Origin of the sequence: Microbacter sp. GSS18 (genome assembly GCA_029319145.1) — a bacterium.
Lineage (GTDB): Bacteria > Actinomycetota > Actinomycetes > Actinomycetales > Microbacteriaceae > Microbacterium.
Window position 1 is genome coordinate 1,467,889 of sequence record CP119753.1, and the last position, 22,310, is coordinate 1,490,198.

Sequence of the window (22,310 nt, forward strand, 5' to 3'; positions counted from 1 at the left end):
CCGCCGCTCAGCGGATGCCGATCGCCGCCCCTCCCCGGCGAACGGCGTCGATCGTGCGCTCCACCGCCGCGGCGTCCGTGCCTCGGTTCGACACCGAGAAGCGGACCACCGCACGCCCCTGCCAGCGCGACGACGACGCCCACACCGTGCCCTCCTCGCGCAGCCACTCCCCCAGAGCCTCGGTCGCCGCGTCGTCGCCGGCGGCCACGCACACCTGCGTGAAGACGACGTCGTTGAGGATCTCGAGACCGGCGATGCCGGCGAACCCCTCCGCGAGCGCGGCGGCGGAGCGCGCGAGGCCGTCGACCAGGTCGACCACGCCCGCACGGCCCAGTTCGCGCAGCGTCGCCCACACCGGCACGCCGCGCGCGCGGCGCGAGAGCTCCACGACGCGATCCCACGGGTCGGCGACCCCGCCGGCATCGGGCAGGTAGGCGGCGGTGGGCCCGAGCGCGGCCGTCATGGCGGCGGTGTCGCGCACGATCGACAGCCCGCAGTCGTAGGGCACGTTGAGGGTCTTGTGGGCATCCGTCGCCCACGAGTCGGCACGCTCGATCCCCGCGACCAGGTCGCGCAGACGGGGAACGGCGCACGCCCACAGCCCGAACGCGCCGTCGACGTGGACCCACGCGCCCGCCTCGTGCGCGGCGTCGATCGCCGCGGGGAAGTCGTCGAAGGCGCCCGAGTGCACATCCCCCGCCTGCAGCGACACCACCGCGGGCCCGTCGCCGTCCGCCAGCGCGCGACGGAGACCCGCGACGTCGATCCTCCCCTGGTCGTCGCTGCCGACCGTGATCGGGGCACCCAGGCCCGCCATGCGGCCGGCGAGTGCCGCCGACACGTGCACGGCGCCGCCGGCGAGGAACCGCACCGGGCGGGCGGCGGCGAGGCCCGACGTCGGATCACCGCCGTCGCGCCGGATGACGGCATCCCGCGCGGCCACCAAGCACGCGAGGTTCGCGCTCGTCGCACCCGTGGCGAAGCCCAGCCCGCTGTCCGCGGGCAGCTGCAGGAGATCCAGCAGCCAGCGGGCGGCGGTCTCCTCGAACGCAGCCGTGGCCGGCGTCGGCACGCGCGACCCGGTCATCTGATCCCACGCCGAGACCAGCCAGTCCGCGGCGAGGGCCGACGGGTAGGTGCCGCCGATGACGAACCCGTAGAACCGCGGCGAGCCCATCGCCAGCAGCCCCGGCTCGGCGGCATCCGCCATCTCGTCGATGACGGCGGCCGCGTCCCGCCCCGCCTCGGGCAACTCGGGATCGAGGCGGGCGAGCACGCCGTCGACATCGGTCTCGGGACGGATCGGCCGGTCCGGCAGCGTCCGGAGCCAGCGCAGCGCGTGCGCGTGCGCGGCGTCGAGCGCACGTCGATAGGGGTCGTCAGCGGTCATCGGGCACCTCCGACGCAGATCCTCCGCCTCCGCGCGGATGGTCCGCAAGGGCCGCAGCGCCCCGTGTGGCCCGGCTGTCAGCCCGCGCGCACCAGCTTGACGCTCAGCGAGTCGACGAGCACCGCGACGCGGTCGTCGGCGGACCACCGCCGGGCGAGGCGCGCCAGGACGGCGTCGAGCTCGTCCTTGTCGAGACCCTCCATCAGACGCAGGCGCACGACGAGCTCCGGGCCCCGCAGGCGTGCGGCCGGGTCGCCCGGCTCCACCGACAGGTCCAGCACCGCCAGCTCGCCGCCGATGCTCTCCTGCAGCCCCGAGTAGACCGCGGGCGACACGAAGCTCGGCTCCCAGGCCTCGCCGCGGGCGATCGCCCACACCGCCGGGCGCCGGATGACGAACTCCGTCTCGCTGCCGGGATCGAGGACGATCAGGTCGGTGTCGTCGGATGCTGCGGCGACCGCCGTGCGCACGCCGTCGGCGGGGATCGGCCGGGCCTGCGGATCCCAGACGGCCATCGCCTCGACCGAGCTGAAGACCGGCAGCACCTTGCGGCCGTCGGGCGCGGCGACGGTCACGATCGACAGCTCCTGCGTCTTGTCGACGGCCAGCCCCGTGGGGCCGACGCCCTCGTCGCCCTTCTCGGCGACGAGCGGGATCAGCAGGCGCGCGGTGCGATAGGCCTCGACGACCGCCTCCTGGCCGCCCTCGCCCGCGCGGAACGCGGTCAGCGCCGCCAGCAGCGCCGGGTCGGCCGACCCGTCGTCACCGGAGTGCGGGTTGGCGCGGAAGCTCCGCCCCTCCCACGGCACACCGGCCGAGTCGGCCGAGTGGTCGCAGCCGTCAGTATCCGGCGACATCCAGGGCCTCGGCGAGCGTGAACTTGCCCGCGTACAGCGCCTTCCCCATGATGGCGCCCTCGACGCCGAGCGGGACGAGGTCGCGCAGAGCCGCGACGTCGTCGAGGCTCGAGATGCCGCCGGAGGCGACGACGGGCTTCGGCGTGCGCGACGTGATCTCGCGCAGCAGGTCGAGGTTGGGGCCGCGCAGCGTGCCGTCCTTGGTCACGTCGGTGACGACGTAGCGGCTGCAGCCGGCGGCCTCGAGGCGGCCGAGCACGGTCCACAGGTCGCCGCCTTCGCGCGTCCAGCCGCGCGCGGCGAGCGTCGTGCCGCGCACGTCGAGGCCGACGGCGATGACGTCGCCGTAGCGTCCGATGACATCCGCCGCCCATTCGGGGTTCTCCAGCGCCGCGGTGCCGAGGTTGATGCGGGCGGCGCCGGACTCGAGCGCCGCCTCGAGGGTGGCATCGTCGCGGATGCCGCCCGACAGCTCGACCTGGACGCCCTTGACCTGCTTGATGACCTTGCGCATCAGGGATGCGTTGCTGCCGCGACCGAACGCGGCGTCGAGGTCGACCAGGTGGATCCAGTCCGCGCCCTGACGGGCGAACTCCAGGGCGGCATCGACCGGGTCACCGTAGTTGGTCTCGGTGCCGGCGGCCCCCTGGGTGAGACGGACGGCCTTGCCGTCGGCGACATCGACCGCCGGAAGCAGGGTCAGCATGGGCGTTGACGCGAAATCGTTCATGGCTCCTCGTGCAGGAAGATCGCGGGCTCGGGCGGCTCCGCGGTGGGCACGAACTCAGAGGGTAGCCCCGCCGAGCCCGTCGATCCAATTGGCCAGCAGGCGGATGCCCGCCTCCCCCGATTTCTCGGGGTGGAACTGCGTCGCGCTGAGGGGGCCGTTCTCGACGGCGGCGAGGAACGGCGCACCGTACGTGCACCACGTGAGGACCGGCTCGGCGAACGGGCGGATGACATCCAGCGACCAGTGCTGGGCGCCGTACGAGTGGACGAAGTAGAAGCGCTCGTCCTCGATGCCGGCGAACAGCCGGGATCCTGCTCCGGCGTCGACGGTGTTCCAGCCCATGTGCGGCAGGACCGGCGCGTCCAGTTCGGTGACGGCACCGGGCCACTCCCCGAGCCCCTCGGTGTCGACGCCGCGCTCGACGCCGTGCTCGAACAGGATCTGCATGCCGACGCAGATGCCGAGCACCGGGCGACCGCCGGCGAGGCGGCGATCGATCAGCTCGTGGCCCCGGCTGGCCTGGAGCGCCTCCATGACGGCCCGGAACGCCCCGACCCCCGGGACGACGAGGCCGTCGGCGTTCATGACGAGGTCGCGATCGCGGGTCAGGCGCGCGTCGGCGCCCGCAGCGGCGAGGGCCTTGACGGCCGAGTGCACATTGCCGCTGCCGTAGTCGAGGACGGCGACGACGGGCTTCGAGCTCACAGAGCGCCCTTCGTGCTGGGGATGCCCTCGACGAGGGGATCGAGCGCCTTCGCCTGACGGAACGCGCGCGCGAACGCCTTGTACTCGGCCTCGGCGATGTGGTGGGGATCGCGGCCCGACAGCACGCGCACGTGCACCGTCAGAGCGGCGTTGAACGAGATCGCCTCGAACGTGTGACGCACCAGGCTGCCCGTGAAGTGCCCGCCGATGAGGTGGTGCTCGAACCCGGCGGGCTCGCCTTCGTGCACGAGGTACGGGCGTCCGCTGATGTCCACGACGGCCTGGGCGAGCGCCTCGTCGAGGGGCACGAGGGCGTCTCCGTAGCGCGAGATCCCGGCCTTGTCGCCGAGCGCCTGCCGGATCGCCTGCCCCAGCACGATCGAGATGTCCTCGACGGTGTGGTGCGCGTCGATGTCGGTGTCGCCCGAGGCGCGCACGGTCAGATCGGTGAGCGAGTGCTTCGCGAACGCCGTCAGCATGTGGTCGAAGAACGGCACCGTGGTGTCGATGCGGCTGCGACCCGTGCCGTCGAGGTCGAGCTCGAGCTCGACCGTGGACTCGCTCGTCGCACGCCGGATGGAGGCGGTGCGTGACCCTGCGCTCATGAGCCCGAGTCTATCGAGGCGAGCGCGTCGAGGAACGCCGTGGTCTCCTCCTCGGTGCCCGCCGAGACGCGAAGGTGGTGCGGGATGCCGACGTCGCGGATGAGCACGCCGCGCTCGTACAGGCGCTCCCACACGCGCGCCGGGTCGTCGACGTCGCCGAACAGCACGAAGTTCGCCCACGACTCGTACGGCGCGTAGCCGAGCGCCTCGAGCGTCGCGGAGATCCGATCGCGCTGCTCGACGATCTCGTCCACCATCGCCAGCATCCTGTCGGCGTGCCCGAGGGCGGCGGTCGCGGCGGCCTGCGTGAGGGCGCTCAGGTGATAGGGCAGGCGCACCAGACGCAGCGCGTCGATGAGCGCAGGGTCGGCAGCGAGGTAGCCCACGCGCGCACCGGCGAAGGCGAATGCCTTGCTCATGGTGCGCGACACCACCAGACGCTCGCGCCCGGGGAGGAGTGTCAGCGCGGACGGGACGTCGTGCGGCGCGAATTCGTGGTACGCCTCGTCGACGATGACGATGCCGTCCGTGGCCTCGTAGACGGCCTCGATGACGTCCAGTCCCATGGGGGTGCCCGTGGGGTTGTTCGGCGAGCACAGGAAGACGACGTCGGGCCGTGCCTCGTCGACCTGCTCGGCGGCGCTCGCGGCGCTCACCGAGAAGTCGGGCGCACGGTGGCCCTCGCGCCACTCCGCGCCGGTCCCCCGCGTGAGCAGCGGGTACATCGAGTACGTCGGCGAGTAGCCGAAAGCCGTGCGCCCGGGGCCGGCGAAGGCCTGCAGGATGTGCTGGAGCACTTCGTTCGACCCATTGGCCGCCCAGATCTGATCGGCCGTGAGGCCATGGCCGAGGTACCCGGCGAATGCCTCGCGAAGGGCCGTGAACTCGCGGTCCGGATACCGGTTCACCTCACGCAGCGCCAGCGCGATCGCGTCGAGGATGTCGTCGGCGACCTCTTCGGGGACCGGATGGGTGTTCTCGTTGACGTTGAGTGCGACGGGAAGGGGCGCCTGGGGTGCCCCGTAGGGCCTGCGTCCCCGCAGATCATCGCGAAGGGGAAGATCGTCGAGTCGAACGGTCATCACGTCATCGTACGACCGAAGCGGCTCGGCGGACCGCCACGTGACGACGAAGCCCGGTCAGCGGTCGGAGGAGTACTCGCCCGGGATCGCGAGGCTCTGGCCGGCCCGCAGCACGGCGCCGTCGAGGGCGTTGAGACGCGTGATGGCGTCGACGACATCGCGGGGATCCGCCGCCGGCGCGATCTCCTGCGCGATCGACCACAGCGAGTCGCCCGGGTCGACCGTGACGGTCTGGAAGCTGCCCGCGGGAGCCCCGGCGTCGCGATTGGCGATCGCAGCGCCGCCGCCGATCACGGCGAGCGAGAGCGCCACGACGGCCGGGAGGGCGGCGACGGCGGCCAGCACACGGCGCCCGCGCGCCGTCAGCCGCAGCCGCGTGCGCGGCGATGCGCCGAAGGACGTCGAACGGGGTGCGACGGATGGGCTGAAGCTGATCGCGGTCATTTCTCCTCCTGTGCAGGTGGGGAAGAGTTCGCATCCGCCGATCGGCCGGGAGCGGCGGATGCGAACCTCTCTTCCGAAGTTATCTTCGACATTCATGGGTGTCAAGCGGTCGCCCCGATCCATTTCTCTCGAAGCGACACGCGGAGGACGATGCCCTGCGAGACCCCGGGAACCGGATACGGTTTCGATAGCGACAGCCCACCACGGGCCTCCGACATTCGAAGACCGCTGCCGAGGACGGCGCGAGACAGGAGCCGACATGAGCGAGGCGAGCGGACGCGACAAGCCCACCGTCGAGAAGCCGCAGACGCGGCGACGCAAGAGCTTGAGCGACAAGCAGCTGGCGATCCTCGAGGTCATCCAGCGCTCGATCGCCCATCACGGCTACCCGCCGAGCATGCGCGAGATCGGCGACGCCGTCGGACTCAAGTCCCTCTCGAGCGTGACGCATCAGCTGAACCAGCTCGAGCTGAGCGGCTACCTGCGGCGAGACCCCGGCAAGACGCGCGCGATGGAGGTCCTGATCGATCTGCCCGGCGCGGCTGCCGAGAATCCCGCCGACACCGCTCCCGCCCTCGGCGACGCCGCGCTCGTCCCACTGGTCGGCCGCATCGCGGCGGGCGTTCCGATCACCGCCGACCAGCAGGTCGAGGAGATCTTCCCGCTCCCCCGCCAGCTGGTGGGCAAGGGCGAGCTGTTCATGCTCAAGGTCTCGGGCGAGTCCATGATCGACGCGGCCATCTGCGACGGCGACTGGGTCGTCGTGAGGTCGCAGCCGACCGCCGAGAACGGCGACATCGTCGCCGCGATGCTCGAGGGCGAGGCCACGGTCAAGACGTTCCGTCAGCGCGACGGCCACACGTGGCTGCTGCCGCGCAACTCCGCCTTCGAGCCCATCCTCGGCGACGAGGCCGTCGTGCTGGGCAAGGTCGTCGCCCTCCTTCGCGCCGTCTGACACGCGATCCCGCCTTCGGGACGTTGGGCCCGCGGGCTGCGCGCCGCCGCCGCTAGTCTGACCTCAACGATCGGAAGGGGAGACCGATGGCGTCCGAGGTCGACGAGCTGCGCGCCGAACTGGAGGCGCTGCGCGCCGAGAATGCCCGGCTGCGGGACAGCACCCCACCGCCGGAGCCGGCGCCGGCCGCACCGGCCGCCCGACACCGCGGCTGGTGGCGCGCGATGCTGTCGGCGATCTGCATCGTGCTCGTCGGCATCCTCGTCCCCGTCTCGATCGTGGGCACGTGGGCGCGCGCACAGCTGGTGAGCGAGGACGCGTTCGTCGCGACCTTCGCGCCGCTGGCCGAAGACCCCGATGTCCAGGCGCTCGTGATCGATCAGTCCACGACGGCCATCAACGCCTCACTGGACATCCAAGGCGTCACGAACGACCTGTTCGACGGCCTCGAGAGCCTCGACCTGCCGCCGGCGGCCGTCACGGCCCTCGACCTGCTGCGCGCACCGGCCGCGGCGGGTGTCGAGAGCCTCATCGATGCCGGCGTCACCCGCATCGTCGAATCGGACGTGTTCCCCGCCGTGTGGCGGACGGCTCTCGTGGCGAGCCACCGCGCGCTGGTCGCCACCGCGACGGCCGACGACACCGGCGCCGTCACCATCGACGACACCGGCACGCTCGGCATCCAGCTCGGCCCCATCATCGACGAGCTCAAGACGCGCCTCGTGGATCAGGGCATCGGCATCGCGAGCATGATCCCGACGATCGACAAGACGATCGTGATCGTGCAGTCCGATGCCCTGCTGCTGGTCGGAGCGGTCTACGGCATCGCCGACACCGTCGGCTGGTGGCTGCCCTTCGTCGCGCTCGGGCTCATCGCGCTCGGCATCCTCATCGCGCGGCGCCGCGCCACCGCGACGCTCGGGGTGGGGATCGCCCTGACCGCGGGCTCGGCCACCCTCGCGATCGCGCTCACGGCCGCGGGCGCGGTGCTCGGGCTCAACGCGCCCGCGCTGGGCGTCCCCGCCCGCACGCTCGACGGCATCTACTACACCGTCGTCGGAGCGATGCGCGACACCGCCGTGGTGTTCATGTTCCTCGGCATCGTCGTCATCGTCGCCGCGTGGCTCGGCGGCCGCTCGTCGTCGGCCGCGCGTGTACGGGGACTGTCCGACTCGCTGTCGACGGGGGCGCGCCGGTCGCTGCGCACGCGCGGCATGCACACGGGTCGCTTCGGCGACTGGCTCTACGCGCAGCGCGTGCTGGTGCGGGTCCTGATCCTCGCCCTCGCGATCGTGCTGCTCTTCGCGCTGCGCCCGCTCTCCATCGGCGACATCGTGCTGACGGTCGTGCTCGCGCTGATCGTATGGCTCGTCGCCGTCCTGCTTCAGCGGCACCCGGACGACGGGATCGACGACGGCGACGCCGCCGCCCCGGCTCCCGCAGGCGAGCGGGAGCCTGAGCCGGTCGACGCCGGCTAGGCCGCGACGCGCGCGGCCAGCACCGAGCCACGCCCCGCGGCACGTCGAGCACGTGCCGCGGCCGTTGAACGCCACAGGGCGGGTGCCGGGCGCGTCGACGCGCATGATGCCGCGTCGCACGCGTCCCTCGTCAGCCCGGGCCCGCGTCGGGGCGTAGCGTGGAGGCATGTCTCAGGTGCTGCCGTACGGATCCTGGCCGTCACCCCTGTCCGCCGCCGACGTGGCCGTCGCGTCGGGCCGGATCGAGGGGGCCCGCTTCGTCGGGGACGACGTGTGGTGGGGCGAGACGGTTCCCGCCGAGGGCGGGCGCACGGCGGTGCGTCGGAATTCGGCATCCGGCGACGTCGAGGACGTCCTCCCCTCACCGTGGAACGCGCGTTCCCGCGTCCACGAGTACGGCGGCGGCGCCTGGACCGCCACGACCGAGGGCACCTTGGTCTTCGTCGAGAAGACCGACCAGCGTGTATGGGCTCTCGAGCCCGGCGGCGAGCCCCGCGCCCTCACCCCGGACGACGACGACGCCCGCTACGGCGGGCTCGTCCCCCGGGACGGCGCGGTGCTGGCCGTGCGCGAGCGGCACGGCGGCGCGGGCGTCCCGGCGCGCGACATCGTCAGCATCCCGCTCGACGGCACGGGGCCCGAGCACGTGGTCTCGGACAGCGACTTCCTCGCTCAGCCGGCACTGTCGCCGTCGGGACATCACATCGCGTGGATCGCGTGGGACCACCCGGCGATGCCGTGGGATCGCACCGAGCTGCGCGTGGGCCGCCTCGCCGACGGCGCCGTCACACAGTGGACGACGGTCGCGGGCGGCTCCACGGCGCCGCTGCAGCCCGAGTGGACCAGCGACGACGAACTCGTGTACGCCGACGACCCGACCGGCCGGTGGAACCTGTGGCGCGTGCGCCTGTCGGCGGGCCTCGACCGGCATCCTGTCGCGGCTGACGACGCCGACACGGGCGGGCCGCTGTGGGTGCTCGGGCTGCGCTGGTACGGACGCCTCGCCGACGGGCGCATCCTCGCGATCCGCACGAACGGCGACGACCGGCTGGTGGTCATCGACCCCGCCGACGGCGCCGAGCGCGACCTCGACACACCCCTGACCTCGGGGCTGAACATCGAGGACGTCCGCGGCTCGCGCGCGCTCGTCACCGGCGCCGGGCCCGACCGCCCCGGCGGGCTGTGGCTCGTCGACGCCGACGCCGAACCGGCCGCGACCCCGGTGCGCGGGGGCGAGAGCCCGTGGGGTGCGGCGTACATGCCGCGGCCGCACGCGGTCACCTACGACGGCCCGCGCGGCCCCGTGCACGCGTTCCGGTACCCGCCCACGAGCCCCGACGCGCACGCGCCCGACGGCGACCTGCCCCCGTACGTCGTCTTCGTCCACGGCGGGCCGACGACGCACGTCGGCGGCGCCGCGAGCGCGAAGATCGCCTACCTCACGAGCCGGGGCATCGGCGTCCTCGACGTCAACTACGGCGGCTCGACCGGCTATGGGCGGGAGTACCGAGAGCGTCTGCTCGGCGAGTGGGGAGTGGTCGACGTCGAGGACGTCATCGCCGCGGCGCGGGGCCTCGCCGAGGCCGGCGACGCCGACCCGGAGCGCATCGCCATCGCCGGCGGCTCCGCGGGCGGCTGGACCGTGCTGTGCTCGCTGGTCGCCTCGGATGTGTTCGCCGCCGGCGTGAGCCGGTACGGCGTCGCCGATCTGCGCTCGCTCCTCGAGGACACCCACGACTTCGAGTCGCGCTACCTCGACAGCATGGTCGGGCCGATGCCGGCGTCCGCCCACATCTACATCGAGCGGTCGCCGCTGAATCGCCTCAAGCAGCTGTCCACTCCTCTGCTGATCGAACAGGGGCTCGAGGATGCCATCGTGCCGCCGTCGCAGTCCGAGCGCGTGCGCGATGCGCTCGCGGCCGCCGGGATCCCGCACGCCTACCTCGCGTTCGAGGGCGAGGGGCACGGGTTCCGCCGCGCCGAGACGGTCGTGCGCACACTCGAGGCCGAGCTGTCGTTCTTCGGGCAGATCCTCGGGTTCGAGCCGGCCGAGGTCCCGGCGCTGACGCTGGACTGAGCCGGTTCAGACGACGTAGTCGGCGAGCTTGGACGCCAGGTACGCCGACACATGGGCGTGCACGGCCGTGCCGCCCTCTTCGTGCTCCTGCGACACGATGATGCCCTGCTCGTGGATCGCCGAGACCAGATCGCCGCGGTGGTACGGGATCAGCGCGTGCAGCTCGACGGCGGGCAGCGGCAGCCGCTCCTCGACGATCGCACGCAGCCGGGCGACGCCCTCCCCCGTGCGCGACGAGACGAACACCGCGTCGGGCTCGAGCCCCCGCAGCACCAGGCGCGTGTCGGGGTCGATGAGGTCGGCCTTGTTGAACACGACGATCTCGGGGATGTCGCGCGCGCCGACGTCGCCGATCACGTCACGCACCGTCGACAGCTGCGCGGCGGGGTCCGGGTGCGAGCCGTCGACGACGTGCACGATCACGTCGGCATCCGCCACCTCCTCCAGCGTGGAGCGGAACGCCTCGACGAGCTGGTGCGGAAGGTTGCGGACGAAGCCGACGGTGTCGGTGAGCGTGAAGACGCGGCCGTCCTCGGTCTGGCTGCGGCGGACTGTCGCGTCGAGCGTCGCGAACAGCGCGTTCTCGACCAGCACGCCGGCGCTGGTGAGACGGTTGAGCAGGCTCGACTTGCCGGCGTTGGTGTAGCCGGCGATCGCGACCGACGGGATCGTGTTGCGCTTGCGCTCGGCGCGCTTGGCGTCGCGCGCCGGCGCGAAGTCCTTGATCTGCCGACGCAGCTGCGCCATGCGTGTGCGGATGCGGCGGCGGTCGAGCTCGATCTTGGTCTCACCGGGACCGCGCGAGCCCATGCCCGCGCCGCCGGCGCCGACCTGGCCACCGGCCTGGCGTGACATCGAGTCACCCCAGCCGCGCAGGCGCGGAAGCAGGTATTCGAGCTGCGCGAGCTCGACCTGTGCCTTGCCCTCGCGGCTCTTGGCGTGCTGGCTGAAGATGTCGAGGATGACCGTGGTGCGGTCGATGACCTTGACCTTGACGACGTCCTCGAGCGCGCGCCGCTGGCTGGGCGCGAGCTCGGCGTCGGCGATGACGGTGTCGGCGCCGACGGAGGCGACGATATCGCGCAGCTCCTCGGCCTTGCCGCGCCCGACGAACGTGGCAGGGTCCGGGTGCGGACGCCGCTGCAGCACGCCGTCGAGCACGATCGCACCCGCGGTCTCGGCGAGGGCCGCCAGCTCGCGCAGCGAGTTCTCGGCGTCCTCCTGCTCGCCCTGCGGGTGGACGCCCGCGAGCACGACGTTCTCGAGCCGCAGCTGGCGGTACTCGACCTCGGTGACGTCCTCGAGCTCGGTCGACAGTCCCGGGACGCGCCGGAGAGCGGCGCGCTCCTCGCGGTCCCACTGATCGCCGTCGGCGTCGCCGCCGTAGGCCGTGGTCGCATCCTGCAGCGCCTGGGCCGAGCCGAACACACGCACACCCGACCGCGCATCCGCGTGCGACAGCACGCGGTCCACCGGATCCACCGGGTCGACCGGCGTCTCGTCGGTGCCGGGAGTGGAGGTGGTATCGGTCATGAAGTCCCTTCGGCGGCTCGTGCACGGCTCGGATGCCGTGCTCGCAGGCATCCGTCGATTCTACGCTCCCGCACGCGGGGTGACCTCCGCTACGCTCGTCAGCCATGGGGAGCGACCACTACTTCAGCGCGTCGCCCGCCAGCGCAGAGAACCTCCGTCGCATCCGCGTGTCGCTCGCCGGCCGCGACGTCGAGGTCACGACCGCCGGCGGCGTGTTCAGCCCGGATCATCTCGACACCGGCACCGCCGTGCTGCTCGCGCACACGCCTCCCCCGCCGGCCGGCGGCCACTTCCTCGATCTGGGGTGCGGATGGGGCCCGATCACACTGAGCCTCGCGATGGACTCGCCACACGCGACGGTGTGGGCGGTCGACGTCAATGAGCGCGCGCTGGACCTGGTTCGCCGCAACGCCGCCGACCTGGGCCTCGACAACGTCAACGCCGTCACCCCCGACGAGGTCCCCGAGCACGTGTCGTTCCGCACGATCCGGTCGAACCCGCCCATCCGCGTGGGCAAGGACATGCTGCACGGGCTGCTCGAGCAGTGGATCCCCCGCCTCGACGAGCGCTCCGACGCATGGCTCGTGGTGTCGCGCAACCTCGGCTCGGATTCGCTGCAGCGCTGGCTGGCGGCGACGTTCGACGACGGATTCAGCGTCTACCGGGCCTCGACCGCCCGCGGATTCCGCGTGCTGAGGATCCGTCGCCACGGCACGCCGCAGACGACGCCGATCGATCTGCCCTGACGGCCTGCTCAGGCGAGCCTGGTGCGACCGCTCATGCGAGCGTGACCTGGCCGGAGTAGACCAGCGTCGCCGGGCCCGACAGCAGCACGTGCTGCTCACCGTCCACCTCGACCATGCGCACACCGAGGGTGCCTCCGGGGACGTCCACCCTCCACCGCACCGGCGCGGCCGCACCGGCCCACTCGCGCACGGCGAGAGCGGATGCCGCAACGCCCGTGCCGCACGACAGCGTCTCGCCGACGCCGCGCTCGAAGACGCGCATGCGGATCGAGCCGACGCCGTCGCGCACGAGCGGGTCTGCGGGGACGACGAACTCGACGTTCGCGCCGTGCGGCGGCTCGGGATGCAGCTGCGGCAGCACCGTGAGGTCGACGGTGTCGAGCTCACGCTCGTCGGGGAGCGCGACGACCACGTGGGGGTTGCCGAGGTCTATCGACATGCCCGGGCGCGGCGCGCCGATGCCACGGGCGCGCACGAGGACGTCGCCGGGCTCGATGCGCCACGGGCCGAGGTCGACCTCGTACCCGAGGTCGCTGGGCGTGACGGTCTTGACGCCGGCCCGCGTGCCGATCTTCAGCGGCTCGTCGCCGAACGACGCCAGGCCCGCGTCGACGAGGTACCGCGCGAAGACGCGCACGCCGTTGCCGCACATCTCGGCGATCGAGCCGTCGGCGTTGCGGTAGTCCATGAACCACTCCGCACCGGCGGACGCCGCCGACCCGCCGACGTCGATCGCGCTCGAGCGGACGACGCGCAGGATTCCGTCTCCGCCGATGCCGAATCGGCGATCGCACAGGATCGCGACGTGATCGGCCGTCAGGTCGAGCTCGCCCTCCGTGTCCGGAACGATCACGAAGTCATTGCCGGTGCCGTGGCCTTTGGTGAACGGGACGGTGCGAGCCATGCGCTCCAGCCTACGGTGCGCCGACGGCCGCGAACGCCGCCGCCACCGCCCACCGGCCGCGCACGGCATCCGAAATCCGGATCGGTGCACCGGGTTCGGGCTCTCGGGCCCGGAAGGTCCGAGTATCGCGCGTGGATCCGAAGTTCGGATGCCGGTCCATCCGAATTCCGGGCATCCCGCTTCAGTCGGCGATGAGACGCTTGCCCGTCGCCCACGTGTCGAAGTGCTCGTAGCCGAGCGACTCGTAGAACCCCTGCGCGACCCCGTTCTCGGGACGCACCATGAGGTTCACCTTCGGGCAGCCCAGCTCGAGCAGTCGCTCCTCGGCCTCCTCGACGAGGGCGCGGGCGATGCCCTGCCCGCGGCGGGCGGGGTCGCTGGCGAGGTAGTAGATCCACCCCCGGTGCCCGTCGTAGCCGGCCATGACCGAGCCCACGACCTCGCCGGCGTCCTCGGCGACGAGGAAGAGGTCGGGATGCACCTCGAGCTTGCGGCGGATGTCCTGGTGCGGGTTGTTCCATGGACGGGTCAGGCCCGTGGCCTGCCAGAGGGCGATGACGGCCTCGGTATCGGCGATCTGGAAGGTGCGGATGTCGACGGTCATGCCGCCGAGTCTGCCAGGGCGGCGGCATCCGCCCCAGGGCCCGTCCACATGATCTCGGGATATCGCTTGAACCAGGACACCTGCCGGCGCGCGTAGCGGCGCGTCAGCGCCTGCGTTTCGGCGATCGCCTCGGCCTCGCTCTGCTCGCCGTTCAGCTCCGCGAGAGCCTGGGCGTACCCGATGGCCCGGCGCGCTGTCACGCCGTCCTCCAGCCCCTGCGTGCGCAGGCGCGCGACCTCGTCGAGGAGGCCGTCTCGCCACATCCTCTCGACCCGCTCGTCGAGCCGCGCGACGAGCTCGTCGCGCGGGACGGCGACGCCGATGATCCTCGTCGCCTCGCGCCACAGCACGGGCTCATCGGGCAGCGCGGCGCCGTGCGTGCGCTCACCGAGTTCGAGCACCTCGAGGGCGCGAACGATGCGCCGGCCGTTGCGCGGGTCGATGCGCTCGGCGGTGGCGGGGTCCTGTTCGCGCAGCCGCGCGAACAGCGCACCCGGGCCGTCGGCCTCGAGCTCGGCCTCGAGGCGCGCGCGCAGCTCGGCGTCGCGCGGCGGGAATCGGAAGTCGAACAGCACGCTCGAGACGTAGAGGCCGGACCCGCCGACGAGGATCGCGTCGGCGCCGCGGGCGTGGATCTGCTCGATCGTGTCGCGGGCGGCGCCCTGGTACCACGCGACGGCGGCGTCCTCGGTGACATCGAGCACGTCGAACAGGTGGTGCGGGATGCCGCGTCGCTCTGCGACCGGCAGCTTCGCCGTGCCGATGTCCATGCCGCGGTACAGCTGCATGGCGTCGGCGTTGACGATCTCGGCCGGTCGCCCGCGCGAGATCAGCGCTTCGGCGAGGTCCAGGGACAGAGACGTCTTGCCGGTCCCGGTCGCACCGACCACCGCCCACAGCCGGGGAGTCGCGCTCACGACGCGCCCCGCGACGTCACGAACCGATGCGCAGCGTGGGGATGCCCAGGCCCACCATGCGGCGACCGTCATCGCCCACGGGTGCCGGCGCCGGCACGGCGCACGACTCGGCCTGCGAGCGATCCCACGCTTCGCCCGAACGCGTGCGGCGGATGCGCAGCGGCGCGCCGTCGGGAGCGTCGGCGAGCAGGTGGAAGGGCGCCGCGTGGGTCACGACGACCGAGACGATGTCGCCGGGGCGCGGGACGTCCGAGCCCGACGGCACCTCGAAGTGGACGAGGCGGTTGTCCTCGGCGCGGCCGGTGAGCCGGTGCGTCTCGGCGTCCTTCTTTCCCTCGCCGGTCGAGACCAGCACCTGCAGCTCTCGGCCGAGCTGCTTCTGGTTCTCCTCGAGCGAGATGCGCTCCTGCAGCGCGACGAGGCGCTCGTACCGCTCCTGCACGACGACCTTCGGCACCTGGTCGGGCATCGTCGCGGCGGGCGTACCCTCGCGGATCGAGTACTGGAAGGTGAAGGCGCTGGCGAAGCGGGCCTGCTCGACCACGCGCATGGTGTCTTCGAAGTCCTCGTCGGTTTCACCCGGGAACCCGACGATGATGTCGGTCGAGATCGCGGCGTGCGGGATCCGCGCGCGCACGCGGTCGAGGATGCCCAGGAACCGCTCGCTGCGGTACGAGCGGCGCATCGCCTTGAGGATGCGGTCGCTGCCCGACTGCAGCGGCATGTGCAGCTGCGGCATGACCGCCGGGGTCTCGGCCATCGCATCGATGACGTCGTCGGTGAACGCGGCGGGGTGCGGGCTCGTGAAGCGGATGCGCTCGAGGCCGTCGATCTCGCCGGCCGCGCGCAGCAGCTTGCCGAACGCCTGGCGGTCGCCGAACTCGACGCCGTACGAGTTGACGTTCTGGCCGAGGAGGGTGACCTCCATCGCGCCGTCGTCGACGAGCAGCCGGATCTCGTTCAGGATGTCGCCGGGACGACGGTCCTTCTCCTTGCCGCGCAGGCTCGGCACGATGCAGAACGTGCACGTGTTGTTGCAGCCGACCGAGATGGAGACCCAGCCGCTGTAGACGCTGTCCCGCTTGGTCGGCAGGGTCGAGGGGAAGATCTCGAGCGACTCGAGGATCTCGAGCTCGGCCTCGTCGTTGTGGCGCGCGCGCTCGAGCAGGCTCGGCAGCGACCCCATGTTGTGGGTGCCGAAGACGACGTCGACCCACGGCGCCTTCTGCTGGACGACCTCCTTGTCCATCTGCGCGAGGCAGCCGCCGACGGCGATCTGCATGCCCTCGCGCTTGTCCTTGCGCGACTTCAGGTGTCCGAGGGTGCCGTAGAGCTTGCCGGCGGCGTTGTCGCGCACCGCGCACGTGTTGATGACGACGACATCGGCCTCTTCGCCCGCCTCGGCGCGGAGATAGCCGGCGCTCTCGAGCGAGCCCGACAGGCGCTCGGAGTCGTGGACGTTCATCTGGCAGCCGAACGTGCGCACCTCGTACGTGCGCGCGCGGCCGTCGGCGCCCGTCGCCGCCTCGGAGGGCGCGATGAGCGTCGGGGAGCTGGATGGGGTCGACATGATGGATGCCATTCTACGAGCGGATGCCGTGAGGGCGCCTGACAGGGCGACGACGCCGCCGCCCCCGAGCGCCGCGCGGCCCGGTGTTCAGCGGATGCGGGCGCGGATCCGGCCCGCGGACAGCGCCGTGAACCCGAGCGCCATCGCGAGCAGGACCGCGAAGGCGAGCCCGGCGGGCACGAGCAGGTCCCCGACGTACGCGTCGATGCCGTAGAACTCCCGGAAGGTCTCGGCGGCGTCGGCGTTGCCGCCGGACATCACCGTCAGCGTGTCCTCGGTGAACTCGCGGCGCAGGAGCATCGCCCCCTGCGCGAAGGGCAGGGCGTTGATCGTCCCCGCGACGCCCTCGGGAAGCGAGCCGACCGGGATGTAGGCGCCGGCGACGAAGCCCAGCGCCGTGCCGATGACGGTCGCCAGACCCGAGAATGCCGCACCGGTGCGGATGAACGACACGATGAGCGCCGACAGCGCGGTGAACCCCGCACAGCACAGGATCGTGATGCCGGCGATGCGCACGACCGCGTCGATCGGCAGCCACGTCTGATCGACTATCCCGAGGTAGAGGACACTGATGGCGAGCACCACCATCGACATCACGATGGCGACGGTCACCGCCGCAAGCAGGTAGCCGAGGACGAGCTGCCAGCGGCGCACCGGCGAGACGAGGTAGTCGCGGAAGCGTCCCGTCTCGCCGTCGTCGACCAGTGTCGCGAGCCCGCCGAGCCCGGTCGTGATCGTGGAGAGCATGACGATGCCCGCGAACATCCACGTGTCGACGAAGGCCCGGATCTCCTCCTCGGAGGCGTCGGGGAAGGCATCGCCGAGGGCGTCGAGCTGCAGGCGGGCGAGGAAGAGCGTGTACAGCACGAACAGGATGAGAGCGCCCAGCAGCGAGAAGAACACGTTCATGCGGTCGCGGAAGAACAGACGCAGGTTCCGCCGCACGATCGCTCCGACGATGCCCATCAGCCCGCCTCCTCCTCGGTTCCGTCGGCGTCGTCTGCGGCGCGCCCCGTGAGAGCGAGGAAGACGTCGTCCATCCGGCCGTGCCGGAACTCGAAGTCGCGCACCGCGTCCCCGTGCGCCGCGAGGATCCTGCGGGCGGTCTCGGCGCCGTCGACGGCGATCGACACATCGTGTCCGTCCGTGCGGGCCTCGGCCCCGGCGGCCTCGGCGATCCCCACCAGCGCGGCGGGATCGGCGGAGGCCACCGAGAGGATGCTGTGGCTGTAGCGCGCGCGCAGGCCCGCCGGAGAGCCGTCGGCGATGATCGAGCCGCGGTCGATGACGCAGACGCGGTCCGCCTCTTCGGTCTCCTCCATGTAGTGGGTCGTGAGGAAGACCGTCAGTCCCGTCTGCTCGCGCAGGTGGTGGATCGTGCGCCATACGAGTGCGCGGCTGTGCGGGTCGAGCCCAGCCGTCGGCTCGTCGAGGAAGAGGATCGCCGGCTCGTGCAGCAGCGCCCGCGCGATGTCGACGCGGCGGCGCTGACCGCCCGAGAGCCGGCCGTACGGCTGATCGAGGAACGATCCGAGGGCGATGATGTCGGCGAGCAGAGAGATCCGCCGATCGATCAGCGGACGGTCCACGCGGGCGAGGACGGCGCGGAAGCGCAGGTTCTCGCGCGTCGTGAGCGCCGGATCGAGGACGGAGTCCTGGAAGACCACCCCGATCCGCTCGCGGACGCGCTCACCGTCCCGCGCGACGTCGTGCCCTGCGACCTGCACGGTTCCGCCGTCGAAGGCGAGGGCCGTGGTCAGACAGCCGATCGTCGTGGATTTGCCGGCGCCGTTCGAGCCGAGGAACGCGAACGCGGTACCGTCGGCCACCGAGAAGCTGATGTCGTTCACGGCCGTGACATGCCGATAGCGCTTGGTGAGACCGTCGACCTCGATGGCCATGGCATCCCCTCGGCGTCGTCGGGTACGGGCGCGGATGTCGCCGAGCCAGTCTGGCACGGATACGGCGGGCCGGATCTATCGGAACCGCACCCCGCTGGACTCGGCGCGACGCTCAGCGAGTGCCGTGCGGGCGGCCTCCATCGCCGCGGAGCCCGAGTACCCGCGGCGCATCAGCTGGCCGTGCAGCCGGCGCAGGGCCGCCTGCTCGTCGACGCCGTCGAGGAGGCGGGCGCGCCCGCGCGCCACGTCGAGGGCACGCTCTCCCTCGTCGTCCGCGAGCGGCAGGAGCGCCGCCTCGGCGTCGTCGCGCGGGATGCCGCGAGCCGCCATCGTCTGCGCGATCGCCTGGCGTCCGCGCCCTTTGCGCTCCGCGCCCTGGTAGACGAGCTGCTCGGCGAGGCGCGCATCGTCGAGATAGCGCCGCGCGAGGAAGTCCTCGATGATCGCCTCGACGTCCTCCTCACCGATGTCGCGCCCCGCGAGGAACGCGCGGGCCTCGGAGACCGACAGCTGCCGGTTCGCCAGTCGGCGCACGAGCGCCTTCTCGGCGCGCGCGGCGTCCTCGCCCGCGGGAGCCGCCGCGTCGCCCTCCGATGCGGACGCCGCGGCGATCACGCGGTCGTCGTCGTATCCGGCGCCTGGCGCGCGCAACGGCGACCGACGCTCGAACATGGGGGTGATGGGGGCGAGGCGGTCGTCCTCGCCCCCTTCCTCGACGAAGTGGACCATCAGGCCGGGCGGCGCGCCGCCAGCTCGTCCTTGGCGGAGGCCTCTTCGGACTTGGGCTGGCCGATGCCGAGCTTCGCTTTGATCTTCGATTCGATCTCGGCGGCGACGTCGGTGTTCTTCAGCAGGAAGTTGCGCGCGTTCTCCTTGCCCTGCCCCAGCTGCTCGCCGTCGTAGGTGTACCACGCGCCGGACTTCTTCACGATCGCGTGCTCGACGCCGAAGTCGATGAGGCTGCCCTCGCGCGAGATGCCGACGCCGTAGAGGATGTCGAACTCCGCCTGCTTGAACGGCGGAGCCATCTTGTTCTTGACGACCTTGACGCGCGTGCGGTTGCCCACCGCCTCGGAGCCGTCCTTGAGCGTCTCGATGCGACGGATGTCCATGCGCACCGACGCGTAGAACTTCAGCGCCTTGCCGCCCGCGGTCGTCTCGGGCGAACCGAAGAAAACACCGATCTTCTCGCGCAGCTGGTTGATGAAGATCGCGGTCGTCTTGGTCTGGTTCAAACCACCGGTGAGCTTGCGCAGCGCCTGCGACATCAGTCGGGCCTGCAGTCCGACGTGGGAGTCGCCCATCTCGCCGTCGATCTCGGCCTTGGGAACGAGGGCCGCGACCGAGTCGATGACGACCAGGTCGATCGCACCGGAGCGGATCAGCATGTCGGCGATCTCGAGCGCCTGCTCGCCGGTGTCGGGCTGCGACACGAGCAGGGCGTCGATGTCGACGCCGAGCTTCTGCGCGTAGTCGGGGTCGAGGGCGTGCTCGGCGTCGATGAACGCCGCGATGCCGCCGGCCTTCTGCACATTGGCGATCGCGTGCAGCGTCAGCGTCGTCTTACCCGAGGATTCCGGGCCGTAGATCTCGATGATGCGGCCGCGGGGGATGCCGCCGACGCCGAGGGCGACGTCGAGGGCGATCGAGCCGGTGGGGATGACCTCGACCGGAGCACGCTCGTCGCTGCCCAGTCGCATGACCGTTCCCTTGCCGAACTGACGATCGATCTGCGCGAGAGCCGAATCGAGGGCTTTGTCGCGGTCAGCGGGTGATGGCATTTGTGCTCCTCCTGCACTTCATCGAGTCCGTCGCCTGTAGGCTGTCGCGCCCCGATCCGGGATGGAGAGGGTACTGCGACAAGGCGTGGGATGTCTTCCGACGAGGTTCACAGTACGAAGGGCCTCCGACATCGGTCGGGGAGCCCGTCGATCTGTGGACGAACCGTGCGGGGACATCCGCTGTGCAGGAGCCTAGGGCGAAGATCGAACGGATCTTCGACGACACGCCGGTGCGAACAGGCGGAATCAGCGACGAGGTTCGAGACGGCCCACGCCGTAGCGGCGAGAGTCCGGCACGTCGGTCTCGGAGCAGAGCGCGAGCCAGATCTCGCGCGGCGGAACGCCCGCCGACAGAGCCTCCGCAGCCGTCATGCTCCCGATGCCGGGAAGCACCAGATCGGCGACGAGGGACGGTCCGCTCGCGCCGAACTCGTCGGCCACGGCGCGCTCGAACTCACTGCGCCGCATGAGCCGCCCGATCGCGCGGTCTCAGCGCAGCGACAGCTCGGCGTCGACCGAGGCCACCAGTTCGTCGGGAACCACGTCGGGGAAGGTCTGCAGACCCTCGAGCACCGACAGCCGGTCGCCGACCTCGCGCATGATCGTGGAGATGGGGACGTCGAGGGCCTCGGCGACCGATGCGAGGATCTCGCTCGACGCCTCTTTCTGGCCCCGCTCGACTTCGCTCAGGTAGCCGAGAGCGACACTCGCGCGGCCCGCGACCTGACGGAGGGTGCGACCCTTCTGCTGGCGGAAGTCACGAAGCACCTCACCGATCTCTTGCCGTACCAGGATCATGGGTCCCCTCCTCACTGCCGATTCCCTACGCCGTCCGGGTGGACAACGGTATAACACCACGTGATGTCAATCTAATCCCGTGCGCTGGGCAATGGGTGGGAATCGCGGAACTTAACCACACCGAAACACGATCTATTTCCGCGTGACGTCTAGGAGGCGTCGAGGACCGCCGCACACAGCTCCACGGCGGCGTCGACGGTCGCCTCGCGGATCTGCTCCCTCGACCCCGCCGTCGACAGCTGCTGGACGCGGGTCACGGCCGGCGTGGACACCGCGATGAACACCGTGCCGACGGGCTTGCCGTCCTGCGGGTCGGGACCGGCGACGCCGGTCGTCGCCACCCCCACGTCGGCGCCCAGGAGCCGGCGGATGCCGTGGGCCATCGACTGCGCGACATCCGCGTCGACGGCGCCGCGTTCGGCCAGCAGCGCGGCCGACACCCCCAGCACCGTGCTCTTGACGTCGGTGGCGTACGCGACCACTCCCCCGCGCATGCTCGCCGAGGCCCCCGGAACGCTCGTGATGCGCCCCGCGACGAGTCCGCCCGTCAGGGACTCCGCCGTGCCGATCGACCAGCCGCGTTCGGCGAGGCGCGCCAGCAGCGCCGCCGCGGCATCCGTCACGCCCGGTCCTTCTTCGCCCGGGCTCCGCGCACCTCGGCGACGATGTAGTCGATTCCGCTGGCGATGGTGAGCGCGACCGCGACCGCCATCGTGACGCCGTTGACCCACCAGATCCACTCGCCCACGAGCGTCCACAGCGGCAGCAGCGCGAGCGACAGCGCGATCGCCTGCGCGAAGGTCTTGAGCTTGCCCATCCACGCCGCCGCCAGCACGTGGTCGCTCACGACCACGAGGCGATAGACGGTGATGCCGATCTCGCGCACGAGGACGACGATGGTGATCCACCACGGCAGCTCGCCCAGGATAGACAGTCCGACGAATGCGATGCCCGTGAGCGCCTTGTCGGCGATCGGGTCGAGGAGCTTGCCGAGATCGGTGACGATCTCGTATCTGCGGGCGAGATAGCCGTCGACCCAGTCGGTCGCGATCGCGACGATGAACAGCACCGCCGCCCACCACCGCAGCGGACCGTCGGCGCCGGCGTCGGCCAGCAGCATCCACAGGAAGACCGGCGCGAAGAGGATCCGGACGATCGTGATCGCGTTGGGCAGCTGCCTCGGGATCGCCATGGTCCGAGCCTATCCGCAGGATCGCCCGGGATCGGGCGCGA

General features: G+C 71.6%; 24 protein-coding genes. 4 read left to right on the top strand and 20 right to left on the bottom strand.

The window, feature by feature from the left end; genetic code table 11:
* Positions 1–7: 7 nt before the first annotated feature.
* From P0L94_06915 to P0L94_06945, 7 genes are all read right to left on the bottom strand, one after another.
* Positions 8–1,390, bottom strand: a complete 1,383-nt coding sequence (locus tag P0L94_06915) for an aminotransferase class V-fold PLP-dependent enzyme (GenBank protein ID WES65795.1) — start codon at positions 1,388–1,390, stop codon at positions 8–10.
* A 77-nt stretch (positions 1,391–1,467) separates the two neighbouring features.
* Complete coding sequence (locus tag P0L94_06920) at positions 1,468–2,247, bottom strand: SseB family protein (protein WES65796.1); 780 nt, start codon at positions 2,245–2,247, stop codon at positions 1,468–1,470.
* Positions 2,231–2,977, bottom strand: coding sequence for a bifunctional 1-(5-phosphoribosyl)-5-((5-phosphoribosylamino)methylideneamino)imidazole-4-carboxamide isomerase/phosphoribosylanthranilate isomerase PriA (gene priA, locus P0L94_06925; GenBank protein ID WES65797.1), 747 nt, complete (start codon positions 2,975–2,977; stop codon positions 2,231–2,233). The genes P0L94_06920 and priA overlap by 17 nt, the downstream gene beginning before the upstream one ends.
* Before the next feature lie 54 nt (positions 2,978–3,031).
* Complete coding sequence (gene hisH / locus P0L94_06930; GenBank protein ID WES65798.1) at positions 3,032–3,682, bottom strand: imidazole glycerol phosphate synthase subunit HisH; 651 nt, start codon at positions 3,680–3,682, stop codon at positions 3,032–3,034.
* Positions 3,679–4,287: an imidazoleglycerol-phosphate dehydratase HisB gene (gene hisB, locus P0L94_06935; GenBank protein ID WES65799.1), complete on the bottom strand. Its 609-nt coding sequence runs from the start codon at positions 4,285–4,287 to the stop codon at positions 3,679–3,681. Before hisB ends, hisH begins: the two co-directional genes overlap by 4 nt.
* A complete protein-coding gene (locus P0L94_06940) occupies positions 4,284–5,369 on the bottom strand; it encodes a histidinol-phosphate transaminase (protein ID WES65800.1) in 1,086 nt (361 codons plus the stop codon). Before P0L94_06940 ends, hisB begins: the two co-directional genes overlap by 4 nt.
* Positions 5,370–5,426: 57 nt before the next feature.
* Entirely contained in the window at positions 5,427–5,813 is a 387-nt protein-coding gene (locus P0L94_06945; protein ID WES65801.1) for a LysM peptidoglycan-binding domain-containing protein, read from the bottom strand.
* 259 nt (positions 5,814–6,072) lie between these two features.
* On the opposite strand from P0L94_06945, the gene lexA reads away from it, so the two are divergent.
* The 3 genes from lexA (at position 6,073) to P0L94_06960 (ending at position 10,323) form a co-directional block, all read left to right on the top strand.
* Entirely contained in the window at positions 6,073–6,768 is a 696-nt protein-coding gene (gene lexA, locus P0L94_06950) for a transcriptional repressor LexA (GenBank protein WES65802.1), read from the top strand.
* Positions 6,769–6,854: 86 nt separating this feature from the next.
* A complete protein-coding gene (locus tag P0L94_06955) occupies positions 6,855–8,246 on the top strand; it encodes a hypothetical protein (GenBank protein ID WES65803.1) in 1,392 nt (463 codons plus the stop codon).
* Positions 8,247–8,412: 166 nt separating this feature from the next.
* Positions 8,413–10,323 carry a prolyl oligopeptidase family serine peptidase gene (locus P0L94_06960; protein ID WES65804.1) on the top strand — a complete coding sequence of 637 codons (1,911 nt, stop codon included), beginning with the start codon at positions 8,413–8,415 and terminating at the stop codon, positions 10,321–10,323.
* A 6-nt stretch (positions 10,324–10,329) separates the two neighbouring features.
* Here the strand turns inward: P0L94_06960 and hflX are convergent, their stop codons facing one another.
* The gene (hflX, locus tag P0L94_06965; GenBank protein ID WES65805.1) at positions 10,330–11,856 is read right to left on the bottom strand and encodes a GTPase HflX; all 1,527 of its coding nucleotides are present in this window, start codon (positions 11,854–11,856) and stop codon (positions 10,330–10,332) included.
* Between the two features lie 104 nt (positions 11,857–11,960).
* On the opposite strand from hflX, the gene P0L94_06970 reads away from it, so the two are divergent.
* The gene (locus P0L94_06970) at positions 11,961–12,602 is read left to right on the top strand and encodes a methyltransferase (protein ID WES65806.1); all 642 of its coding nucleotides are present in this window, start codon (positions 11,961–11,963) and stop codon (positions 12,600–12,602) included.
* Positions 12,603–12,633: 31 nt separating this feature from the next.
* On the opposite strand, the gene dapF is transcribed toward P0L94_06970, so the two are convergent.
* The 12 genes from dapF to pgsA all read right to left on the bottom strand — a co-directional run bounded on the left by dapF (position 12,634) and on the right by pgsA (position 22,269).
* On the bottom strand, positions 12,634–13,506 hold the full coding sequence (dapF, locus tag P0L94_06975) for a diaminopimelate epimerase (GenBank protein WES65807.1): 873 nt from the start codon (positions 13,504–13,506) through the stop codon (positions 12,634–12,636).
* A 181-nt stretch (positions 13,507–13,687) separates the two neighbouring features.
* Positions 13,688–14,110 (bottom strand): GNAT family acetyltransferase, encoded by a 423-nt coding sequence (locus P0L94_06980; GenBank protein ID WES65808.1) that lies wholly within the window; start codon positions 14,108–14,110, stop codon positions 13,688–13,690.
* Positions 14,107–15,027, bottom strand: coding sequence for a tRNA (adenosine(37)-N6)-dimethylallyltransferase MiaA (gene miaA, locus P0L94_06985; protein WES65809.1), 921 nt, complete (start codon positions 15,025–15,027; stop codon positions 14,107–14,109). Before miaA ends, P0L94_06980 begins: the two co-directional genes overlap by 4 nt.
* 16 nt (positions 15,028–15,043) lie before the next feature.
* Complete coding sequence (gene miaB / locus P0L94_06990) at positions 15,044–16,597, bottom strand: tRNA (N6-isopentenyl adenosine(37)-C2)-methylthiotransferase MiaB (protein ID WES65810.1); 1,554 nt, start codon at positions 16,595–16,597, stop codon at positions 15,044–15,046.
* Between the two features lie 87 nt (positions 16,598–16,684).
* On the bottom strand, positions 16,685–17,563 hold the full coding sequence (locus P0L94_06995; GenBank protein ID WES65811.1) for an ABC transporter permease: 879 nt from the start codon (positions 17,561–17,563) through the stop codon (positions 16,685–16,687).
* The gene (locus tag P0L94_07000) at positions 17,563–18,498 is read right to left on the bottom strand and encodes an ABC transporter ATP-binding protein (protein WES65812.1); all 936 of its coding nucleotides are present in this window, start codon (positions 18,496–18,498) and stop codon (positions 17,563–17,565) included. Before P0L94_07000 ends, P0L94_06995 begins: the two co-directional genes overlap by 1 nt.
* Positions 18,499–18,573: 75 nt before the next feature.
* Entirely contained in the window at positions 18,574–19,227 is a 654-nt protein-coding gene (locus P0L94_07005) for a regulatory protein RecX (protein ID WES65813.1), read from the bottom strand.
* Entirely contained in the window at positions 19,227–20,279 is a 1,053-nt protein-coding gene (recA, locus tag P0L94_07010) for a recombinase RecA (GenBank protein WES65814.1), read from the bottom strand. Before recA ends, P0L94_07005 begins: the two co-directional genes overlap by 1 nt.
* Before the next feature lie 246 nt (positions 20,280–20,525).
* Positions 20,526–20,747 (bottom strand): DUF3046 domain-containing protein, encoded by a 222-nt coding sequence (locus P0L94_07015; GenBank protein ID WES65815.1) that lies wholly within the window; start codon positions 20,745–20,747, stop codon positions 20,526–20,528.
* Between the two features lie 21 nt (positions 20,748–20,768).
* A complete protein-coding gene (locus P0L94_07020) occupies positions 20,769–21,077 on the bottom strand; it encodes a helix-turn-helix transcriptional regulator (GenBank protein ID WES65816.1) in 309 nt (102 codons plus the stop codon).
* Between the two features lie 149 nt (positions 21,078–21,226).
* The gene (locus tag P0L94_07025) at positions 21,227–21,700 is read right to left on the bottom strand and encodes a nicotinamide-nucleotide amidohydrolase family protein (protein ID WES65817.1); all 474 of its coding nucleotides are present in this window, start codon (positions 21,698–21,700) and stop codon (positions 21,227–21,229) included.
* Positions 21,697–22,269 carry a CDP-diacylglycerol--glycerol-3-phosphate 3-phosphatidyltransferase gene (pgsA, locus tag P0L94_07030; GenBank protein WES65818.1) on the bottom strand — a complete coding sequence of 191 codons (573 nt, stop codon included), beginning with the start codon at positions 22,267–22,269 and terminating at the stop codon, positions 21,697–21,699. Before pgsA ends, P0L94_07025 begins: the two co-directional genes overlap by 4 nt.
* Between the last annotated feature and the right edge of the window lie 41 nt (positions 22,270–22,310).